Annotated in this window: 25 protein-coding genes and 1 pseudogene; 15 read left to right on the top strand and 11 right to left on the bottom strand. The window is 32.7% G+C overall.

Features of this window, described 5'->3' with window-relative positions:
- Position 1: 1 nt before the first annotated feature.
- Both argS and AAHN00_RS09905 read right to left on the bottom strand, forming a co-directional pair.
- Positions 2–1,735: an arginine--tRNA ligase gene (gene argS, locus AAHN00_RS09910; RefSeq protein WP_342271168.1), complete on the bottom strand. Its 1,734-nt coding sequence runs from the start codon at positions 1,733–1,735 to the stop codon at positions 2–4.
- 3 nt (positions 1,736–1,738) lie between these two features.
- Positions 1,739–2,890, bottom strand: coding sequence for a deoxyguanosinetriphosphate triphosphohydrolase (locus AAHN00_RS09905; protein WP_342271167.1), 1,152 nt, complete (start codon positions 2,888–2,890; stop codon positions 1,739–1,741).
- Positions 2,891–3,137: 247 nt separating this feature from the next.
- Between AAHN00_RS09905 and AAHN00_RS09900 the strand changes: the two genes are divergently transcribed.
- Complete coding sequence (locus AAHN00_RS09900; RefSeq protein ID WP_341751578.1) at positions 3,138–3,470, top strand: HesB/IscA family protein; 333 nt, start codon at positions 3,138–3,140, stop codon at positions 3,468–3,470.
- Between the two features lie 121 nt (positions 3,471–3,591).
- Here AAHN00_RS09900 and AAHN00_RS09895 read toward each other — a convergent pair whose 3' ends face one another.
- The 3 genes from AAHN00_RS09895 to AAHN00_RS09885 all read right to left on the bottom strand — a co-directional run bounded on the left by AAHN00_RS09895 (position 3,592) and on the right by AAHN00_RS09885 (position 5,712).
- Positions 3,592–4,356 (bottom strand): phosphatidylcholine/phosphatidylserine synthase, encoded by a 765-nt coding sequence (locus AAHN00_RS09895; protein ID WP_342271166.1) that lies wholly within the window; start codon positions 4,354–4,356, stop codon positions 3,592–3,594.
- A gap of 37 nt (positions 4,357–4,393) precedes the next feature.
- The gene (locus AAHN00_RS09890; RefSeq protein ID WP_341751576.1) at positions 4,394–5,089 is read right to left on the bottom strand and encodes a phosphatidylserine decarboxylase; all 696 of its coding nucleotides are present in this window, start codon (positions 5,087–5,089) and stop codon (positions 4,394–4,396) included.
- A 152-nt stretch (positions 5,090–5,241) separates the two neighbouring features.
- Positions 5,242–5,712, bottom strand: a complete 471-nt coding sequence (locus AAHN00_RS09885; RefSeq protein WP_342272643.1) for an RT0821/Lpp0805 family surface protein — start codon at positions 5,710–5,712, stop codon at positions 5,242–5,244.
- A 114-nt stretch (positions 5,713–5,826) separates the two neighbouring features.
- Between AAHN00_RS09885 and AAHN00_RS09880 the strand changes: the two genes are divergently transcribed.
- The 3 genes from AAHN00_RS09880 (at position 5,827) to AAHN00_RS09870 (ending at position 8,526) form a co-directional block, all read left to right on the top strand.
- On the top strand, positions 5,827–6,735 hold the full coding sequence (locus AAHN00_RS09880; RefSeq protein ID WP_342271165.1) for a cation diffusion facilitator family transporter: 909 nt from the start codon (positions 5,827–5,829) through the stop codon (positions 6,733–6,735).
- Between the two features lie 10 nt (positions 6,736–6,745).
- Entirely contained in the window at positions 6,746–7,189 is a 444-nt protein-coding gene (locus AAHN00_RS09875; RefSeq protein WP_342272642.1) for a nucleoside deaminase, read from the top strand.
- A 101-nt stretch (positions 7,190–7,290) separates the two neighbouring features.
- Complete coding sequence (locus tag AAHN00_RS09870) at positions 7,291–8,526, top strand: multidrug effflux MFS transporter (RefSeq protein ID WP_342271164.1); 1,236 nt, start codon at positions 7,291–7,293, stop codon at positions 8,524–8,526.
- Between the two features lie 14 nt (positions 8,527–8,540).
- On the opposite strand, the gene tsaD is transcribed toward AAHN00_RS09870, so the two are convergent.
- Together tsaD and gatB are read right to left on the bottom strand one after the other, a co-directional pair.
- Positions 8,541–9,575: a tRNA (adenosine(37)-N6)-threonylcarbamoyltransferase complex transferase subunit TsaD gene (tsaD, locus tag AAHN00_RS09865; RefSeq protein ID WP_342272641.1), complete on the bottom strand. Its 1,035-nt coding sequence runs from the start codon at positions 9,573–9,575 to the stop codon at positions 8,541–8,543.
- On the bottom strand, positions 9,572–11,020 hold the full coding sequence (gene gatB / locus AAHN00_RS09860; protein ID WP_342271163.1) for an Asp-tRNA(Asn)/Glu-tRNA(Gln) amidotransferase subunit GatB: 1,449 nt from the start codon (positions 11,018–11,020) through the stop codon (positions 9,572–9,574). Before gatB ends, tsaD begins: the two co-directional genes overlap by 4 nt.
- A gap of 281 nt (positions 11,021–11,301) precedes the next feature.
- Between gatB and AAHN00_RS09855 the strand changes: the two genes are divergently transcribed.
- The 6 genes and pseudogenes from AAHN00_RS09855 to AAHN00_RS09830 all read left to right on the top strand — a co-directional run.
- Positions 11,302–11,751 (top strand): helix-turn-helix domain-containing protein, encoded by a 450-nt coding sequence (locus AAHN00_RS09855; protein ID WP_342271056.1) that lies wholly within the window; start codon positions 11,302–11,304, stop codon positions 11,749–11,751.
- Positions 11,752–11,857: 106 nt separating this feature from the next.
- Positions 11,858–12,838 (top strand): transposase, encoded by a 981-nt coding sequence (locus tag AAHN00_RS09850; protein ID WP_342271025.1) that lies wholly within the window; start codon positions 11,858–11,860, stop codon positions 12,836–12,838.
- Entirely contained in the window at positions 12,832–13,365 is a 534-nt protein-coding gene (locus AAHN00_RS09845; protein WP_342271162.1) for an IS630 family transposase, read from the top strand. Before AAHN00_RS09850 ends, AAHN00_RS09845 begins: the two co-directional genes overlap by 7 nt.
- 383 nt (positions 13,366–13,748) lie before the next feature.
- Complete coding sequence (infA, locus tag AAHN00_RS09840; RefSeq protein WP_341748261.1) at positions 13,749–13,964, top strand: translation initiation factor IF-1; 216 nt, start codon at positions 13,749–13,751, stop codon at positions 13,962–13,964.
- Between the two features lie 15 nt (positions 13,965–13,979).
- Positions 13,980–14,612, top strand: a complete 633-nt coding sequence (locus tag AAHN00_RS09835) for a nucleoside triphosphate pyrophosphatase (RefSeq protein ID WP_342271161.1) — start codon at positions 13,980–13,982, stop codon at positions 14,610–14,612.
- Between the two features lie 227 nt (positions 14,613–14,839).
- Positions 14,840–15,469: pseudogene (locus AAHN00_RS09830) on the top strand (IS6 family transposase); the annotation flags it as partial.
- 62 nt (positions 15,470–15,531) lie between these two features.
- On the opposite strand, the gene AAHN00_RS09825 reads toward AAHN00_RS09830, so the two are convergent.
- Positions 15,532–15,735, bottom strand: a complete 204-nt coding sequence (locus AAHN00_RS09825) for a hypothetical protein (RefSeq protein ID WP_342271160.1) — start codon at positions 15,733–15,735, stop codon at positions 15,532–15,534.
- 224 nt (positions 15,736–15,959) lie between these two features.
- Between AAHN00_RS09825 and AAHN00_RS09820 the strand changes: the two genes are divergently transcribed.
- Positions 15,960–16,667, top strand: a complete 708-nt coding sequence (locus AAHN00_RS09820) for an IS6 family transposase (RefSeq protein WP_342271159.1) — start codon at positions 15,960–15,962, stop codon at positions 16,665–16,667.
- Positions 16,668–16,708: 41 nt separating this feature from the next.
- On the opposite strand, the gene AAHN00_RS09815 is transcribed toward AAHN00_RS09820, so the two are convergent.
- The 3 genes from AAHN00_RS09815 to AAHN00_RS09805 form a co-directional block, all read right to left on the bottom strand.
- Positions 16,709–17,443, bottom strand: a complete 735-nt coding sequence (locus AAHN00_RS09815; RefSeq protein WP_342271158.1) for an IS982 family transposase — start codon at positions 17,441–17,443, stop codon at positions 16,709–16,711.
- Positions 17,430–18,320 (bottom strand): IS982 family transposase, encoded by an 891-nt coding sequence (locus tag AAHN00_RS09810; RefSeq protein WP_342270939.1) that lies wholly within the window; start codon positions 18,318–18,320, stop codon positions 17,430–17,432. Before AAHN00_RS09810 ends, AAHN00_RS09815 begins: the two co-directional genes overlap by 14 nt.
- 87 nt (positions 18,321–18,407) lie before the next feature.
- Positions 18,408–18,560: a hypothetical protein gene (locus AAHN00_RS09805; RefSeq protein ID WP_342271157.1), complete on the bottom strand. Its 153-nt coding sequence runs from the start codon at positions 18,558–18,560 to the stop codon at positions 18,408–18,410.
- Between the two features lie 16 nt (positions 18,561–18,576).
- Here AAHN00_RS09805 and AAHN00_RS09800 point away from each other — a divergent pair, with 16 nt between their 5' ends.
- From AAHN00_RS09800 to AAHN00_RS09785, 4 genes are all read left to right on the top strand, one after another.
- Positions 18,577–19,062, top strand: a complete 486-nt coding sequence (locus AAHN00_RS09800; RefSeq protein WP_342271156.1) for a hypothetical protein — start codon at positions 18,577–18,579, stop codon at positions 19,060–19,062.
- A gap of 67 nt (positions 19,063–19,129) precedes the next feature.
- A complete protein-coding gene (gene hemF / locus AAHN00_RS09795) occupies positions 19,130–19,966 on the top strand; it encodes an oxygen-dependent coproporphyrinogen oxidase (RefSeq protein WP_342272640.1) in 837 nt (278 codons plus the stop codon).
- 149 nt (positions 19,967–20,115) lie between these two features.
- Positions 20,116–20,748: a transposase gene (locus AAHN00_RS09790; protein ID WP_342271155.1), complete on the top strand. Its 633-nt coding sequence runs from the start codon at positions 20,116–20,118 to the stop codon at positions 20,746–20,748.
- A 13-nt stretch (positions 20,749–20,761) separates the two neighbouring features.
- Complete coding sequence (locus AAHN00_RS09785) at positions 20,762–21,469, top strand: IS6 family transposase (RefSeq protein WP_342270905.1); 708 nt, start codon at positions 20,762–20,764, stop codon at positions 21,467–21,469.
- The last annotated feature ends 90 nt before the right edge of the window (positions 21,470–21,559 follow it).

Genomic DNA, 21,559 nt, shown 5'->3' with positions numbered 1-21,559 from the left:
ATTACATTTTATTCATAGGTGTTACCCCTATAACATCAAAACCAACTTTTATAATCTTTTGAATAGATTTTGCTAAAGCAAGGCGAGCGGTGGTTAACTCTATATTATCTTCAATTAGAAACCGATAATCATTATTTTCCTTGCCAAAATTCCATAAAGCATGGAATTTTGAAGCTAAATTAATCAGATAAAAAGCTACTCTGTGGGGTTCAAAATATTTTGCCGAAATCTCTAAAACTTTTGACCATGAAGCAAGAAGTTTAATTATTTCTATTTCCTCTTCGCTGGAAAGTAACGACAAGTCATACTCATTCTCTAAGAATTTACCATATGCTTTTGGCATGGATTCTTTAGATTTTTCCAGTATAGATATTGTCCTAACATGAGCATATTGTACGTAAAATACAGGATTGTCTTTTGATTGTTCTTTTACTTTTACTAGGTCGAAGTCAAGAGCAATATCATTTTTACGGGTTAGCATTATAAATCTTATTATATCTTTACCTACCTCATTTGTTACATCTCGTACACTAGTAAAATTACCGCTACGTTTTGACATTTTTATAGTGATACCGTTTTCAACAAAATTTACTAACTGGCAAATCTTAACATCAACTTTAACTTTTTCTCCACCAAGAGCTTTAACTATTGCCTCAATTCTTTTTACGTAGCCACAATGATCTGCACCTAGAATATAAACTAGATGATCAAAACCACGATCTATTTTATTCTTAGCATAAGCTAAATCAGAGGCAAAATATGACCAACTACCGTCAGATTTTTCTATTGGTCTATCTTGATTATCACCAAAAGCCGTAGATTTAAACAATTTCTGAGTTCTTGAATCCCAAGATTCATCTATTTTACCTTTAGGAGGGGACAACTGCCCCTCATATATTAGTCCCATTTTAGTAAGCATTTGTACAACTTCATCAATCTTACCACTATCATGCAGTGACTTTTCCGAGAAGAATACCTCGTGTTCAATATCTAGCTCCTTTAAATCCTGCTTAATTATAGCTAACATTTCTTCTACTGCAAAATCCTTAACGAGTTCATGACGTTGCCTATCGGTCATTGTTAATAATTTATCACCAAATTTTTCCACCAACTTTTGTCCAATATCTACCAAATATTCTCCAGGATAAAGCCCTTCTGGTATTACGATCTCTTCTTTTGTTAATGCTTGTTTATAACGTAAAATAACTGAACTAGCTAAGTCATCCACTTGAGAGCCGGCATCATTAAGGTAATATTCTTTGGTAACAATATAGCCAGTACTATCTAGAACTTTGGCTAAAGCATCACCATAAACAGCACCTCTAGCATGACCAATATGCATAGGACCAGTTGGATTTGCAGATACATATTCAATATTAACCTTTTGATTATTACCAAAATTAATCTTAAAAAAATCCTCCTTATCCAGCAATATATCATTGATAGAGTTATGCCACATATCAGCTTTGATAGTAAAGTTAATAAATCCTGGACCAGCAACTTCTATAGACGCGATATATGGAAGAGGCGTTAATAGTTCTTTAAATCTAATAGCTAGTTCCTTAGGTTTAATATTTTGTTTTGCAGCGATAATCATAGCTATATTACTTGAAAGATCACCATTGAGATTATCTTTAGGAATTTCTATAGCCGCCAATTTTAACACATCTTCATTATCGCATATTTGTCTAGCTGTACTAATGATATCTTCACGTAATTTATTAAATATATTCATAAATCAAATATTATTAAAATTGAAGGAATAAAGATCTTGATATTCTTGAATAGCGAAGCGCTCAGTCATGCCAGCTATATAATCTGCTACTATATCAGCTTTGGATTTTACATCCCCTGGTACAATTAATTCCTTCCAAGTAAATGGTAATAAATCAATATTATCCATATATACCCTAAATAACCCTTGTATAATATTTTGACACTTTAAAGTTATAGAAGTCAGTTTATTATGTTTATATACTTTATTATACAAGAATTGTCTAATTGCCATTATATGTTCTTTTGTCTCGTCAGTAAAATCAACAATCTGATAATCAAGATGTCGTATATCAGCTGTTGTAGTTATTTTCTGTTTTTGTAAGTTATCATTTGTTTGTAGCAATAGATCGGTAATTAAATCACTCATCAATTTACGTACGATTTCATAAATAAGACGAGAAGTTGTTATATCCTTAAACTTGGACTTAATTTCAAAAGCATATTGATCAATAAATTTAATTTCTGCTAGATGATTAAAATCAATAATCTTAGCACCAACACTATCTTCCAAATCATGAGAAATATAACTAATATCATCAGCTAATGAAGCAATTTGAGCTTCAGCTGAGGAATAGTGAGCTAAGTCAAGATCATGTTGTAAATCATACTCTACTATATATTTAGGTATGTTATTTATTAAAGGACCATTATGTTTAACAATTCCTTCTAGCACTTCCCATGTCAAATTTAATCCATTATAAGCCGCATATCTTTTCTCTACTTTAGTAAGAATCTTTAATGAATGAGCATTATGGGAAAATCCACCATAATCTTCCATACATTTATTTAGTGCGATCTCCCCTGCATGACCAAAAGGAGTATGCCCAAGATCATGAGCAAGAGCTACAGTTTCAGCTAAATCACTTGATAAATTAAGGGTTTTAGCAATAGAACGTGCAACCGTAGAAACTTCAATCGAATGAGTAAGGCGATTTCGATAATGATCCCCTTCATGATTAATAAAAACCTGGGTTTTATATTGTAAACGTCTGAAAGCCTTTGAATGAATTATACGATCCCGATCTCGTTCAAATTCATTTCTATAAGATGTAGGATATTCATTAAACAATCTCCCCCTACTCTTGGCTGGATCTACTGCATATGAAGCAAGCATATATTAACTCCTATTTAACCGTAGTACTATTACCCACATTTTTCAGAAGCTATCGACATTTGAAGTTACCGACGTAATCCTAAAACAAGTTTAGGATAATGTCCCACGAATCCTAAAGATGTGGATAATAGCAAGCCTGTTTAACACCAGTATAGAATTACCTAGCAAGCTTTTCAAGGTTTTTAAATGAAACTCTTGCAAAATTAGGTTTTTAGGATTATTCTAATAGTCTTTATAATATAAGAACATGTCAATAAAAGTTACTGATAATGCTTTTAAAAGAGTAGATGAGCTAATAAAATTAGAAAGTAATCCAAGTTTGGTTCTTAGAGTAGTTGTTGATGGTGGAGGCTGTTCTGGATTTGTTTATAATTATGCTCTAGTTTCAAGCAATGACATAACAAAAGATGACTGTATTATAGAAAAAGATAATATTAAAGTAGTTATCGATGAAATATCTCAGCAGCTTATGGTTGATTGTATAATAGATTTTATCGAAGAATTAGGTAGTTCCTATTTTGAAATTAGAAACCCCCTTGCAAAAAATAAGTGTGGGTGTGGCAATTCATTCTCTGTATAACTGTATATACTCAATTAACCTGAAGAGTTGGCAAAATGATTAAAAGTTATAGTCATAGACTGTAAAAAGTAAGTCCTTCTCCTTGACTAACTTACTTGTCCCTAGTTATTATGCAACAAATCTAATAGAATTTCCTACTAATAAAATAGCACACTGGTATAGATAACATATATATAAAGGCAATGGATGGTAACAAATACCATGGATATATAATAAGACTTATAATGATAACAGCAAATACCATCATCGCTAATGATAAATATTCGTGTTTTATATTAATATTTTTTGTTGAAAATGTTGGTAGGCTGCTGGCAAGTAAAAAAGCAATTACAACAATATATAAATCTATCATAATAGTATGTTTACGGATATTGATACCTAAAACGCTACTTACTTCAAAATCCAAAATCATTGGCATTAGAGCAAGTAAAGCACCGCAAGGTGCAGGCACGCCAGTAAAAAAATATTTTATTTTCTTATTATGTATCTCCTGAAAAATAGTAGTATTAAACCTTGCAAGCCTTAAGGCCATGCATACCATAAACAATAATATAGAACCCCATGAAAATACTTGATATTCATATTGTTGAAAAGACCATAAATATACAAGATAAGCTGGGACTACTCCAAAATTAGCAAAATCACATAAGGAATCTAGTTCAGCACCAAAAGGACTAGTAGCATTTAGCATTCTTGCTATCCTACCATCAATTCCATCTATTATAGCAGCAACTAAGGTGCAATATACAGCCTTTTCCCATCTACCATCTAATCCAAATTTAATAGCACTAACACCAACCACAAGACCCAATAAAGTGATAAAATTAGGAAGCAATTTTATAAACGGAATTGGTTTTGTTATTTTAACTTTGTGTATTTTAAGCAATTTATACCTATATACTTATATTAAAGCAGTAAGAATATTACCTTTTTTCAAACTTAAGTTCAGATGTTTTCTTGATCCTAAAATCAGCAATAATAGTTTCTCCACCAACTGAAGTCTGACCCTCAGTAACACAAAGTGCAGTTTTAAGTGGCAAATAGACGTCAGCTCTACTACCAAATCGGATGATACCATACCTATCACCAACTCTAACCTCAGTATCTTCTTCTAAATCACATAATATTCTTCTTGCTATTAATCCTGCTATTTGAACAAAAGCAATTTTATGACCACTATTTGTTTCCATTAAAACAGACTGACGTTCGTTATATATACTTGCCTTATCAAGAGAGGCATTGAAAAATTTTCCTGGATTATAATGTAGGGATAAAATCTTTCCATTAGCTGGAATACGATTTACATGAACATTAAAAATATTCAAAAAAATACTAACTCTAATCATTTCCTGATTACCAAGACCAAGTTCTAGCGGAGGAATTGCTTCAGTTATTTTTTGCACTGTTCCGTCTGCTGGACTGACTACTAGATCGTCACTAATAGGGGTAAATCGATCCGGATTCCTAAAAAAATATATACACCAAATCGTTATAACTAATCCTACATATCCAAAACTATTATGAACAGTAGAAAGTAAAAAAGTCACAACTGCAAAGCTTACGATAAATATGTAGCCTTCACGATGAATAATCTTCGAAAAATCACTATATTGCTTCATTCTCACTCTCTAATTTTGTTACGTTATCCCATTTACTTAAGGGTAATTTAAAAGTTGGTAGGGCTTACAATAGAAACATCAGGCTAGTGCTAGCCTGATGTTATATTCTAAACGGGGTATAAAGGTCAACCGATGATAAGTTTTGATAAAACTTATCGCACAATTTCCCATTGACCGTCTGGTCTACGACAAGCTTTCCCATAAGCTTTTTCTTGCTTACCACCCACAACAACTACCTTAGTATACTCACGGCAATACTGACCACTATCGTCTTTGAAAGCTTTGCTTGGTATTACATACCCGTAATTACCACTATCTGGGTTACGCCACTCTACACTCTGACCACTAGGAGTAGTCTCTAATGCTTTCTGCCAACTTAGCTCTAGCAATTTCCTGTCATATTCATCCATAGTCTGACCAATTTGACCACCAATAAGTGCACCAGCTAAAACACCTATACCAGTTGCGGCAAGACGACCAGTCCCTTTACCAAATTGCGATCCTAAAAGTCCACCAGCTACACCACCAATTAATGTTCCACCACCTTGTTTATTCATACCGGTACAGCCATGCAACATTGTTGCTGCTAAAATAATTGCTATAATTTTGCATGTTAAATTCATAAAAACCATATGTTTAAGAGTTACGTTATTTGACACACCCTAGGGTTAGTATATACTATACACTAATATATACTAACACTAATACATTTTATACTATAAAATCGAAAATTTTATATGACTAATTCAGAACATCAAATTTTAATCAAGTCCTCATCTTATTTGTCTTTTAGTATAGCTGTATTCATTTTATTTATTAAATCTTATGCGTGGCTGGTAACTGATTCTCAGTCTATTCTAGCGTCTTTAATTGATACTATGCTTGATATTTCATCCTCTCTTTTTAATTTGATTGCTATTCGTTTTGCACTGCAGCCACCTGATTCTCACCATAGATTTGGTCATGAAAAAATCCAAGATTTAGCAATTTTTTCACAAGCAGTATTCTTTGTTGTTTCGGGTTTATTTATGGGTTTTTCTTCTTTAAGGTCTCTTATTGATGGATTAGTTCCAAGCAATATAGAATCTGGAATTAATATACTATATTTGTGCATTATCCTAACTGTTATTTTGGTGGCTTATCAAACTTATGTGATAAAAAAAACTAGTTCTGAAATAATCAAAGTAGATAAATTACATTATTTTACAGATTTACTAACAAATGTTGGTGTAATTGTTTCTATAAAATTAAGTACTCGTTTTTGGTTTATAGATTCATTATTTGGCATTGGTATTGCAATATATATAATATATGCCTCTTATGCTTTATTCAGAAAAGCTTTTAAAAATCTTATTGATGAAGAAATGCCTGAAGAAGATAGAAAAAAAATTCTCTCAATAATTACTAGATTTAAAGAAGTAAAAGGTATACACGAAATGAAGACTAGATATGCTGCAAGTAAGCCGTTTATACAATGTCACATAGAAATGGACGGAGATATGTCATTGTATAGTTCTCATTATATTAGTGATAAAATTTATATTGCATTGTTATTAGAGTTTCCAGGTGCAGAAATAATTATTCACCTAGATCCATATGGTTATGAGGAAAAAGTGAATTACCGTGAAAACATCAACCAAATTTAACAATTTCTTCATGGAGGAGGCTTTAAAACAAGCACAATTTGCTTTTAATGAACATGAAATTCCGGTAGGTGCTATTATAATTAATAGAATAAGTAACAAAGTTATTTCAAAGGCTCATAATATTGTTGAACAAACAAAGAATCCGCTACTCCATGCTGAAATTGTCGCGATAAATCAATCTTGTCAAATTCTATCTAGTAAGAATCTATCAGACTGTGATATGTATGTTACTTTAGAACCATGTACAATGTGTGCTGCTGCAATATCTTTTGCTAGGATAGGTAGATTATTTTATGCAGCAAATGACCCAAAACAGGGAGGAGTTGAGAATGGTGGGCGTTTCTTTAACAGTAAATCTTGTTTTTACCATCCTGAAATATATAGTGATTTTTCAGCAGAAATTTCTGAGAATTTAATGAAGGAATTTTTTAAAAAAGTCAGATCACTGGAATAGACAGGGTATACTTAAATGATTTGGAAAATTGGATTTGGAAATGAATGGTGAGCATGCTAGAGTATATAAAGGACAATATCTGCAACCAATGGAAGTTATTAATGAAACTAGATAAAATTGAGAATATCATAGTCGCACCACTATATATTATTATACTAATGGTTACCATACCGGTATTAAGCGAGACTATTTATACTCCCTCACTTCCTGATTTAGCCAAGGATTTAGCAATTAGTGCTAATTTAGCTGAATACACACTTACTATTTATTTGTTCGGTTTTGCTATTGGTGTTTTAATATGGGGTAATTTATCTGATTGTTATGGGCGTAAGCCTTGCGTACTTACAGGATTTTTGATTTATGCTTTATCATGCTTCATTTGTTATCTAGCAGATAATATTAATATGTTATTTGCTGCAAGATTTATACAAGCTTTTGGAGCTAGTGTTGCCTCAGTATTAGGCATTGCTATAGCAAGAGACGTAGTAAAACCAGCAGAGCGTGGTAAAATGTTCTCAACGATAGCTATTGCCACGGCGTTTTCTCCTGCTATAGGACCAGTTATAGGTGGTTTTGTTATAAAATTTTATCATTGGTCGGCGGTATTTCTTGTTCTGATAGTGATTGCAATATTTATCATAGTGTTAATATCAGTTAGACTTCCAGAAACTAACCTAAATTTTAGAACTGAACGTTTGGTTATTCCACTTTACAAAGAATGTTTTGCTAAAATGATCAGATATCCAAGATTGCTCGGTTTAGCATTTTTAATTGGAGCAGTGAATGGTATGCTATTTGGTTATTTTACTGAAGCACCTTTTTATTTTATCTCAGGACTAAATATTTCAACTTCATCTTTTGGTATGATAACATTCTTTATATGTATTCCCTTAGCTTTAGGTGGACTTATATCCAAAAAGATGCATAAACTGCAAAGAACTTCTGATAATATTATCTTTACAGCTATTAAAGTTATGTGTTTAGGATCTCTACTATTCTTTTTATCTAGCTATTTTAATCTAATTAATAAAGATAATGTGACAGGTTCTTTATTACAAACTTTATTATGGCTAAGTATTATTATGACAGGTACGACAATGATAGTTCCAAACTGCTTAAGCCAAGCTTTGGAAGATTATGGTAAATTTGTTGGCACAGCATCTTCACTTTTTGGTTTTATGTATTATGTAATTGTTGCAAGCTTTACAGGATTAATAGGGCATATGCATGATGGATCATTGATACAACTACCATTATTCATGCTGAGCATTTCAATTAGCATGATATTAGTGTTTTATATGGCTATTAATAAGCAGCAAATGGCGAAGAATAATTAATAGATTACCCATTTTTATAAATCCTCTAAGCTCCATTTAGCTCTAGGACAGAAATCGAGTCGGTCAGTAAGATTGTTTTGTAGACGTTCTAGCCCAGCATAAGCGATCATAGCAGCATTATCAGTGCATAAATGTATAGGGGGTAGTAAAAGTGCATATCCCTGGGTTGCAGCTTGATACTTAAGTATAGACCTCAAATAATCATTAGCAGCAACTCCACCGGCAAGCACGCAAGTTTTTTGTGGCAATAGCAACTTACCTATAAATTCTTCATACATTCTAAAGCTATTAAGCATTTTTACTGACAAGATTTCTCCAACCACATATTGAAAGCTGGCTGCTATATCATTAATTTCTTGATCACCTATAGGTTCTAATTTGGATATTAATATGCGTACTGCAGTCTTTAAACCTGAAAACGACATATTACAGCCAGTTTGATGGATAATGGGTTTTGGTAAAATATATTTAGACGGATCGCCAAATTTTGCTCTTCTCTCAATTTCTACGCCTCCAGGGAAAGGCAAACCCAACATTTTAGCTACTTTATCAAAACACTCTCCAACCGAATCATCTATAGTTTGTCCTAAAATTTTATATTTTCCAAGGGAGGAAGCGGCAACAAATTGACAATGTCCGCCGGAAACTAATAGAAGTAAGTAAGGATATTCAGCCTTATTGGTTAATCTAGCAGTAAGTAAATGTCCTTCTAAGTGGTTAACTGCAATAAAAGGCTTCTTTAAGACACTAGCAATGGACCTAGCAAACATTGAGCCAACTATTACTCCTCCTATCAAGCCAGGACCGGAAGTGGCTGCGATTCCATCTATATCAGATAACTCAAGATAGCTTTCATCTAAAACATATCTAACTGCTTTTTCTAAATTCTGCAAATGTGATCTAGCGGCAATTTCCGGTACCACCCCTTGAAAAAGCTTGTGTTCTTGATGTTGGGAAATAACAACATTTGATAAAATTTCTTTATCTGAGGTGACTATTGCCACGCCAGTATCATCACAACTTGATTCAATACCTAATATTTTAATTATTGTAATTTCTCCTTTAATAAATCATTCACTAGACTAGGATTGGCCTTACCTTCAGTTTTTTTCATTACTTGTCCTACAAAAAAGCCAAATAACTTATCCTTACCGCTTTTATAAGCAGCAACAGAATCAGGATTTTCCGACAATATTTCGTTAATTATAGCAGATAGTATACCACTATCTGACATTTGCACTAAGCCCTTTTCTTTAATAATTTTTTCCGGTTGCTCGCCAGTTTCAAACATAGTTTCAAAAACTACTTTGGCAATTTTCCCTGAAATCACCCCATCTTCTATTAACTTTACCATTTGGGCAAGCATTTTTGGGGTAATCTTACACTCATTTAAGCTAATGGCATTTTTATTAAGTTGACCAAACAACTCACTAATAATCCAATTAGCAAGTATCTTAGGATTGCATAAGGTCACTGCTGCTTCGAAATAATATGCTACCTGTTCATCAGCAGCAAGAACCTCAGCGTCATATGTGTTTAAACTATATTCTGCAATATATCTTTTAATTTTTGCATCCGGAAGTTCCGGTAGCTCCCGAGCTAATTGCTCTATCAGCTCCTCAGATAAAACTATTGGTAATAGATCTGGATCAGGAAAATATCTATAGTCATGAGATTCTTCTTTTAAACGCATTGTCCTAGTTTCACCAATATCAGCATCAAATAATCTAGTCTCCTGTATTATTGTCTGACCATTTTCGATTAAATTCACTTGCCTATTTGCTTCAAACTCTATTGCCCGCATAATATTACGAATCGAATTTATGTTTTTGATCTCACACCTTGTTCCGAGTGGATTCCCAGGAAGCCTAACTGAAATATTAGCATCGCAACGTAATGATCCTTTTTCCATATCACCATCACAACTTCCTATATATCTTAACAAAGCCCTGAGTTTACGAACAAATTCAGCTGTTTCCTCCGGTGAGCTAAGGTCTGGTTCAGTAACAATTTCCATTAATCCTACACCAGCCCGGTTTAAATCAATGAAACTATAATACGGAGATTGATCATGGATAGATTTGCCCGCATCCTGTTCTAAATGCAAACGATTAATTCTAATTTTCTTGGTTATTCCCTGCTGAGTTACTATGTCTAAATAACCATCTTGGACAATTGGATGATAGAATTGCGAGATTTGATATCCTTGCGGTAAGTCGGGGTAAAAGTAATTTTTACGATCAAATCTTGAATTAAGATTGATTTTTGCCTTAAGTCCGAGACCGGTCTTAATTGCTTGATGGACACAATATTCATTTAATACTGGTAACATTCCAGGCATTGCTGCATCAATTAAAGATACTTGTGAATTAGGAGGAGCAGCAAATTCGGCGGAACTAGCAGAGAAAAGCTTGGATTCTGAAGAAATTTGGGCATGTACCTCTACGCCTATAACATATTCCCATTTACCTGTATTACCAACAATATAAGCCATTTAAAATCTCTTTAGTTTACTATTAAAATGTGAAAAATTTTTAAGATTAAATCTTTATCATATTTTCAATAAAAATTGTAGTTTTTTATAAATCTTTATTGTCCCACTTTGGGAGAAAAACCCCGCACTTGCAGTGCGTCGTTTCAACATAAATTTTAAATATCTTATACCAATTGCAATAATTAACGCAGTGTTATAAAATGGTTTTTTAACTGATAAAAGGTAATCAAATAGCTAGGTTAATATTACCGCAAGGTTTTGAAGGTCATGATTTTATAAAAATGATGAAACATGAGCCGCATGGTCGAAATCGTATACGTTTATTGGCGATGTATCACCTTCAATTAGGCAAATCTTTTAAAGCCATATCTGAAATAGTGAAGTCACACTGGAAAACTGTGCAATCATGGCTCAGAAGATTTAGGAATCATGGTTTTGAAGGATTATTTGAATCACAAAGAAGCGGTGCCCCTAGGAAGATTAACACTATACAAGAGTCTGCTCTTTTTGATAAAATCAATACGCTCAGTGAAAGTAAAACTGGTGGGTATATAACTGGAAAGGAGTTACATATCATGTTACTTGAGGAATATGGTGCTAAATGTGCTTTAAAAACAGTCTACAATACTATGCACCGCCTTGGTTTTAGCTGGATTACTTCTCGTTCAATGCATCCAAAGTCAAATCAAGAGACTCAAAATACATATAAAAAAACTTTCCAGATATGTTAACAGAATTATTACCAAAAAATATCGATAGATGTAAAGTTGATATATGCAGGAGTTTCGCACTTAGCAAAAAATATGTTAATCTAGCAAGAAAGAGTTTTAGTTAAGCATGGCAAGATCAAAATGTAGCAAAGACTTATATAAATCATTTTTACAAGCAAGTAGCGTAAGATATAGTGGTAAAGCATTATCTGAAGTAAGTCCAATAAACCTATCTCATGATAGTGCAAGTCGATGGTTAAATAGTAAGGATTTCCGCCCTAGCGGGATCTACAGAGAAGTGTCAAAATATATTGATAGGGAAGCTTCTTGTTTATTAGTGGGAGATGACACGTTATTGTCAAAGCAATACAGTAAGAAAATTGAGCTTGTACATTATCAATATTCTGGAGCTGTACATGATGTTATACCTGGTATAGGGATGGTCAACTTACTGCATTACAATGCTAAAACTGATCAATCTACCCCTGTAGATTATAGAATATATGATAAAGAAACTGATGGAAAAACAAAGAATGAGCATTTTTGTGATATGCTTACTTTAGCTAAGGAAAGAGGGATCAATCCTGATGCAGTAGTAATGGATGCGTGGTATAGCGGTTTGGAGAATTTGAAACATATACGTAATTTAGGTTGGACATGGGTTAGTAACCTAAGAAAAAATAGAAAAGTTAATCATAATGTTAGCTTAGAAAGTTTAGAGATTCCTGATGAGGGACTAAAAATTCACCTACGTGGATACGGTTGGGTTACGGTATTTAAGTTTGTGGCAAAAAATGGTCGCATTGATTACATAACAACTAACTTAGAAAATCCAACACGTGAACAAATAGAGAAAATTGTTAAGGCACGGTGGTCTATAGAAGTTTATCATCGAGAATTAAAACAAACTTGTGGTATTGAACGCTGTCAGGCACGCACGGGTCGAGCTCAGAGAAATCATATTTGCCTTGCCGTATTTGCTTGGCTCGATATGAACAAAAGGAGGATAAATGAAAAAATTACTTTATATCAACAAACTTGGGAAGTTATAAAAACATCAATTCAGAACAACATTAGATGCCTTTTAGCTGATTCGCAATTTTGCTAACTGCGAAACTCCTGATATGGTCTCAAGATGAAACTCGAGTTGGGCAACAAGGTAGCTTAACTCGTATATGGGCTAAGCGTGGCACTAGACCCCGTAAAGTTCGGCAACAGCAATTCATTTCAACATATATTTATGGAGCTGCTTGCCATGATACAGGAGAAGCTTTTGCATTAATTTTACCATATGCAAACACACAGGCAATGAATAAATTCTTAGAAGACCTTTCTCGCAGTATTCAAGGCAACCGACATATAGCTTTACTAACGGATAATGCAGGTTGGCACACAGCCAAAAAACTAACTGTGCCAAGCAATATCACTTTGATACCGCTTCCGCCCTATGCACCGGAACTTAATGCAATGGAACAAGTTTGGGAATGGATCAAGAATCATTACTTGTCTAACCAATGTTATGGTGTATATGAAGATATCGTCACTATGGCTTGTTACGCTTGGAATCAACTTGCTCATAATGTAGATTTAGTAAAATCAATTATGTATAGAGACTGGATAAATACACCGTGTTAATTATTGCAATTGGTATTATCAAGAAAAGATAGGATATTTTTTAACAAAATCTTACACTTCACAGATATATTTTTTTGTGTTGTGACACTTTCTAAATGAGCCATACACAAATAGTTTCTAACTTTTAAGTTAGTACATACATGAGGCATTCATGCCGTAATATTAAGCTCTGCACTTACAGTGCAGAGTGGTTAACTTTTTACATCTTTTTTCGTGAGGTGATCCTTATATTACTTGCAAATTTTTTATATTAATGTAGATTCTTTCAATATTGGTGTATAAGCGTTTGAATAACTAATAATTTTATATCAAGCGTGGTTCTGAAATTGTCCACTACGGCAAGCCTTTTTAGAAATTAAAAATTATAATTTAGTTAAGTTGTAATGAGCAAAGAAGAGCTAATTAACTTTGAAGGTGTTGTCCTTGAGCTTTTGCCTAACGCAACTTTTAGAGTGAAGTTAGAAAATGGTCATTTTATTATCGCCCATACTTCTGGTAGGATGCGTAAGAATCGTATTAGAATACTTGTCGGAGATAAAATTACAGTGGAAATGACGCCTTATGATCTAACAAAAGGTCGTGTTATTCACCGCCATTAGAGTCTTTCATATTTTATGTCAAATATAGAATCCACTTTTTTAAAACAACAGAATATACCTATAGTTCTAGCCTCACAATCACCTGCAAGACTTGAATTACTAAAAAGAATCAAGGTATTTCCTACACAAATTATTCCTGCTAATATAAATGAAACAGAGTACTTGCGAGAGTTACCAACCCAATTGGTAACAAGATTAGCACAGGAAAAAGCCGAGGTTGTTGCCAAAAAAATAAGTGGTGAAGCCATAATTATAGCAGCTGATACTGTTGTGGTTCACAGTAGAAAAATACTACCCAAGGCTTTAACAAGTGAAGATATTAGATATTGCCTTAATATTTTATCTGGAAGGCGTCATATGGTTTATACAGGTATCTGTATAATAAAAAAGACTCTCGAACAAGTGCTGCTGCGACAAAAATTAGTGAAAACCATAGTCAAGTTTAAAAGATTGAGCCAGCAAGAGATAGAATTTTACTGTAGCCTAGATGAAGGAATCAACAAAGCAGGCGGATGCGGAATTCATGGATATGCCGAAGCCTTTGTTCCTAGCATATATGGATCTTACTCAAATATTATGGGATTACCACTACTGGAAACCATGCATATGCTTACTTCTTTAGGCTTTAAAAATATACCTCTTAAATAACCTGAATTCGATATAATATACTCAAATGATTTGAAGAAACTGAGAAAAAGCTGAGTTTAAAGTTTATCAAGCCAATCAGAAAAACAACTAGCTTTGTCAAAAATTGGTAGATTAAAATATTAGATCTCTTTCGAAACTCGCTTGTGCTGAGGGATTTGAAGGGGTTCTGTCGCATATGTTGGACAATAGAAAAAAGATTGATATAATGATCTAAAAAAGATGTTAAGATGTTTCGTATTACTGCAAGATTATTATCATATTTCAAAGGATTTTGTTCTTCACCAGAAATAATAATGTTATTTGTCTATATGAAATGCCGATTTTCTTTAAGTTATCGAGATTTGGAAGAAATGATGAGTATAAGGGGAGGAAAAATTGATCACTCTACATTACAAAGATGGGTTATAAAATTTGTACCATTGATAGATCAGGTGGTTAGAAAAAGAAAGAAGCCAGTTGGTAGTAGTTGGAGAATGGATGAGACTTATATTAAATTAAACGGTAAATGGGTTTATTTATATAGAGCACTAGATAGTCTTGGTAATACTGTAGACTTTCTGCTACGTAAGCATAGAGACAAGCCTGCAGCACTTGCATTTTTTCGTAAAGCCTTTAGAGAGAATAATTTTCCTGAGAAAGTAGTAATTGATAAAAGCGGTAGTAATACGGCTGCTCTTAATGATTTGAATACAGAAGTTCCTAAAGATTATAAAATTAAGGTTATTCAGACCAAATACCTGAATAATCTTGTAGAACAAGATCATAGGTTTATCAAAAAACGTACAAAGCCAATGCTTGGTTTTAAGAGTTTTCATTCTGCAGAAATGACTATTACCGGTATAGAAAATATGGCTCTGTACAAATAAGTGTGTAAATTTTTCAAAGGTTATATAAAAATATAATATAACAAAAGGAGAAATTATAATGCACCAAAAACAAAATGAAGCAATGAATCAAGCGATAGATTTATTGTCCCACTTTGGGAGAAAAACCCCGCACTTGCAGTGCGTCGTTTCAACATAAATTTTAAATATCTTATCAAGAAAAGATAAGAATGAATCATACAGATATTTTTTAACAAAATCTTACACTTCACAGATATATTCTTTTTGTGTTGTGACACTTTCTAAATGAGCCATACACAAATAGTTTCTAACTTTTAAGTTAGTACATACATTAGGCATTCATGCCGTAATATTAAGCTCTGCACTTGCAGTGCAGAGTGGTTAACTAATAAATAATGATACAGATATATCAACATTACTTAAAGAGGATGGTTTATGGTTCTGTCGCATATGTTGGACAATAGAAAAAAGATTGATATAATGATCTAAAAAAGATGTTAAGATGTTTCGTATTACTGCAAGATTATTATCATATTTCAAAGGATTTTGTTCTTCACCAGAAATAATAATGTTATTTGTCTATATGAAATGCCGATTTTCTTTAAGTTATCGAGATTTGGAAGAAATGATGAGTATAAGGGGAGCAAAAATTGATCACTCTACATTACAAAGATGGGTTATAAAATTTGTACCATTGATAGATCAGGTGGTTAGAAAAAGAAAGAAGCCAGTTGGTAGTAGTTGGAGAATGGATGAGACTTATATTAAATTAAACGGTAAATGGGTTTATTTATATAGAGCACTAGATAGTCTTGGTAATACTGTAGACTTTCTGCTACGTAAGCATAGAGACAAGCCTGCAGCACTTGCATTTTTTCGTAAAGCCTTTAGAGAGAATAATTTTCCTGAGAAAGTAGTAATTGATAAAAGCGGTAGTAATACGGCTGCTCTTAATGATTTGAATACAGAAGTTCCTAAAGATTATAAAATTAAGGTTGTTCAGACCAAATACCTGAATAATCTTGTAGAACAAGATCATAGGTTTATCAAAAAACGTACAAAGCCAATGCTTGGTTTTAAGAGTTTTCATTCTGCAGAAATGACTATTACCGGTATAGAAAATATTCGTATGATGCAAAAAAGACAAATAATTGGAGCTAATGATAATCTTTCTACTTTTGAGAATTTTGCTATGTTAATGGCATCATAATGTCCAAAACCTTAGTTTTAACAATCTTGATGTAGTATGATTTATAGATGCGACAAAACCGAAATTTTATTAGGTTTGAAAATATAGGCAAGTAGCCCAGCTAATACATTAGTTTGAAAATTCATAACAGATCTATGCCTTGTATGGTCTATATGAAAAAGGTTTTTCAATTGATCATTAATGGTTTCAATAATGTGCCTTTTATTTAAAAACTGCTTTTTAATAGGATCTATTATTCTTTCTTTCATATTACTTTTAATTTTTGTTATTAGTTCTAAACCTTGATTAGCAAGGGATTGAGTGAGTTTTTTACTGATATACCCACGATCACCAAAAAGCCAGCCTTGTAATTTATCTACTAAATTTTCCACCACTGCTCTATCATCGACATTTCCAGGAGTTAAAGAAAAACTCATAATCTCTCCGCAACTGTTAATGACAATATGTAGCTTACAGCCAAAGAACCACCCAGTGGAAGTCTTACCTCTTTTTGCTATGTCTTTGAATACTTTATGTCTATTAATTCTTAAATTATGGCAAGCAGGAAGTTTAGTAGAGTCGATATAATATTGACCAGTTTGTTTTCCTGTTAGGCTTTTTAGCAGTAACACCATGGGCATGAAGCTCATTGGCATTAACTGAACAAAACGACTATAGCTCACAAGTTTTGGAAATTCCTTTCTATAACTTTGGCATAGGCAGCATAAATAAAAATCTTTAAAGGTACGGTAGTGACTCAAGTGAAACATTACTATAATAACCTCAGTTTGATGCAAGATGAAGGTTGAGATTGTTTAATTTTCCAAAAGCTACAGAAATTTTATTAGGTTTGAAAACATAGGCAAGTAGCCCAGCTAATACATTAGTTTGAAAATTCATAACAGATCTATGCCTTGTATGGTCTATATGAAAAAGGTTTTTCAATTGATCATTAATGGTTTCAATAATGTGCCTTTTATTTAAAAACTGCTTTTTAATAGGATCTATTATTCTTTCTTTCATATTACTTTTAATTTTTGTTATTAGTTCTAAACCTTGATTAGCAAGGGATTGAGTGAGTTTTTTACTGATATACCCACGATCACCAAAAAGCCAGCCTTGTAATTTATCTACTAAATTTTCCACCACTGCTCTATCATCGACATTTCCAGGAGTTAAAGAAAAACTCATAATCTCTCCGCAACTGTTAATGACAATATGTAGCTTACAGCCAAAGAACCACCCAGTGGAAGTCTTACCTCTTTTTGCTATGTCTTTGAATACTTTATGTCTATTAATTCTTAAATTATGGCAAGCAGGAAGTTTAGTAGAGTCGATATAATATTGACCAGTTTGTTTTCCTGTTAGGCTTTTTAGCAGTAACACCATGGGCATGAAGCTCATTGGCATTAACTGAACAAAACGACTATAGCTCACAAGTTTTGGAAATTCCTTTCTATAACTTTGGCATAGGCAGCATAAATAAAAATCTTTAAAGGTACGGTAGTGACTCAAGTGAAACATTACTATAATAGTAATAATCTCTGAGAGTCCTATACTGCAGCCCACTTTACGCTTACGGTTAGGATTTGGTAATATATATTTATTTCGCTCCGTATCAAAATGCTTGCAAAAATCATCAATTAAGCAGAAAATCTCCGTAAGAGGGATCATAATATATTCTCCAATTTTGTCATTATTATTAGAGAACTTTATAATCCCTCCCTTCTTAATTTTCAAATGTTCTTTCTTACGTCAAACTCAGGTTATAATAGTAATAATCTCTGAGAGTCCTATACTGCAGCCCACTTTACGCTTACGGTTAGGATTTGGTAATATATATTTATTTCGCTCCGTATCAAAATGCTTGCAAAAATCATCAATTAAGCAGAAAATCTCCGTAAGAGGGATCATAATATATTCTCCAATTTTGTCATTATTATTAGAGAACTTTATAATCCCTCCTTTCTTAATTTTCAAATGTTCTTTCTTACGTCAAACTCAGGTTATTTTTATACCAAGACCGATACAAGAACTAACAAAAGCTGATAAATATAAAATAATGCAATCGACAAAAGATATTTTAACTAACAATAAAGGTATAATATCGTTTAATAATGAGATGGATAAATTCATTGATCAATTGACCGTTGATAAAATTGGCAAACAGGCAACTGATCAAGACAAACAACAAATAAGAGAAAGAGTTGAAGCAAAATTAGAGAAAATTATAGCAAAATCACCGGAGAAGGACATTTATACGCAAGCATTACAGCTAATGAAGCAGAAAGATACCGTAAAAGATATAGGAAATATTATACACAATCAGAAACATACTAATGATAGTAGTAAAGCTACATCACTACTTAGAACCCAACAAGTAAAACATAATACAGGATATAGAAATTCAATATAAAAAAATTATTTTTTCTTAAAGTATTAGTGGAAGAAATTTTTGGAGTATACTGTAAATGACTGGAAAAATTATGATAACTAACAAAGAAAAGGCGATAACATGGTTCAGTAATTTACGTGATCAAGTATGTAGCAAATTAGAGGAAATTGAGCTTGAATATAGTAAGGCAAGAGATTTAGTACCCGCAAAATTCATACGAACACCCTGGGAGAGAAAAGGCGGTGGTGGCGGAGTAATGTCTGTAATGCGTGGTAACTTATTTGAGAAAGTTGGGGTGAATATTTCTACAGTTTTTGGGGAATTATCTTCAGAATTTAGTAAAAATATACCGGGTACGGAAAATAGTAGGCAATTCTTTGCTACTGGTATTTCTATCGTGGCTCATCTTACTTCTCCATTGATACCAGCGGTACATTTCAACACCCGCTATATTGAAACTGCTAATCATTGGTTTGGCGGTGGTGGAGACCTAACGCCATTTTATCCTAATGAAAATGAGACAACAAAATTTCATAATGCTTTTAAACATGCTTGTGATAAACATGATCCAAATTATTATCCTAAATTTACAAAACAATGTGATGAGTATTTTTACTTAAAACATAGAAATGAGCCAAGGGGAGTAGGCGGTATATTTTATGATTATTTAAATACTGGAAATTTTAATAATGATTTTTCTTTTACTAAGGACGTAGGACAAGCATTTTTAACAATATATCCTGAAATTGTTAGAACAAAAATGTTTCTACCTTGGAGCAAAGAGCAAAAAGATTATCAATTAGTACGTCGTGGCAGATACGTTGAGTTTAACTTATTATATGACCGTGGAACATTATTTGGCTTAATGACAAACGGTAATGTTGAAGCAATATTAATGTCTCTGCCCCCAGAAGTACGCTGGTAGCTTTTATAATAAATATCAAATTTGTGCAAAAGGAAAAACCACTATTATAGAACCTTTTTCACTCATTATTAAATCGGCTCTGTACAAATAAATGTGTAAATTTTTCAAAGGTTATATAAAAATATAATATAACAAAAGGAGAAATTATAATGCACCAAAAACAAAATGAAGCAATGAATCAAGCGATAGATTTATTAATAAATAATGATACAGATATATCAACATTACTTAAAGAGGATGGTTTATTAAAACAATTAACCAAACGGCTTGTAGAGAAGGCATTGCAGTCAGAGATGAATAATCATTTAGGATATGATAAATATTGTCATACTGATAGTGATAATGTTCGTAATGGTAGGAATGTAAAGAATCTAGTAACAAATAATGGAGTTGTAGAGATTGAGGTTCCAAGGGATAGAAGTAGTACATTTGAACCTGCATTAATTCCGAAGCGTCAAAGACGTATTGAAGGATTTGATGATAAAATAATATCATTATACGCTAAAGGAATGAGCTTATCTGATATTAAGATTCAAATGCAAGAATTGTATGGAGCTGACGTTAGCGAAAGTTTGATAAGTCAAATTACTGATGATGTAATTGAGGATGTCAAGATATGGCAAAGCCGACCATTGGATCGAGTATATGCTATAGTATTTTTTGACTGTTTAGTAGTAAAAGTACGTCAAGATAAACGAATTATCAATAAGTCTGTATATGTAGCATTAGGGGTTCTGTCGCATATGTTGGACAATAGAAAAAAGATTGATATAATGATCTAAAAAAGATGTTAAGATGTTTCGTATTACTGCAAGATTATTATCATATTTCAAAGGATTTTGTTCTTCACCAGAAATAATAATGTTATTTGTCTATATGAAATGCCGATTTTCTTTAAGTTATCGAGATTTGGAAGAAATGATGAGTATAAGGGGAGCAAAAATTGATCACTCTACATTACAAAGATGGGTTATAAAATTTGTACCATTGATAGATCAGGTGGTTAGAAAAAGAAAGAAGCCAGTTGGTAGTAGTTGGAGAATGGATGAGACTTATATTAAATTAAACGGTAAATGGGTTTATTTATATAGAGCACTAGATAGTCTTGGTAATACTGTAGACTTTCTGCTACGTAAGCATAGAGACAAGCCTGCAGCACTTGCATTTTTTCGTAAAGCCTTTAGAGAGAATAATTTTCCTGAGAAAGTAGTAATTGATAAAAGCGGTAGTAATACGGCTGCTCTTAATGATTTGAATACAGAAGTTCCTAAAGATTATAAAATTAAGGTTATTCAGACCAAATACCTGAATAATCTTGTAGAACAAGATCATAGGTTTATCAAAAAACGTACAAAGCCAATGCTTGGTTTTAAGAGTTTTCATTCTGCAGAAATGACTATTACCGGTATAGAAAATATTCGTATGATGCAAAAAAGACAAATAATTGGAGCTAATGATAATCTTTCTACTTTTGAGAATTTTGCTATGTTAATGGCATCATAATGTCCAAAACCTTAGTTTTAACAATCTTGATGTAGTATGATTTATAGATGCGACAAAACCATTAATTATGCTCTATAATAAAGATAACAC

The organism is Candidatus Tisiphia endosymbiont of Parasteatoda lunata, assembly GCF_964030955.1.
GTDB lineage: Bacteria > Pseudomonadota > Alphaproteobacteria > Rickettsiales > Rickettsiaceae > Tisiphia.
Note: the sequence above shows the minus strand (reverse complement) of the source record. Positions and strands in the feature narration are given on the sequence as shown.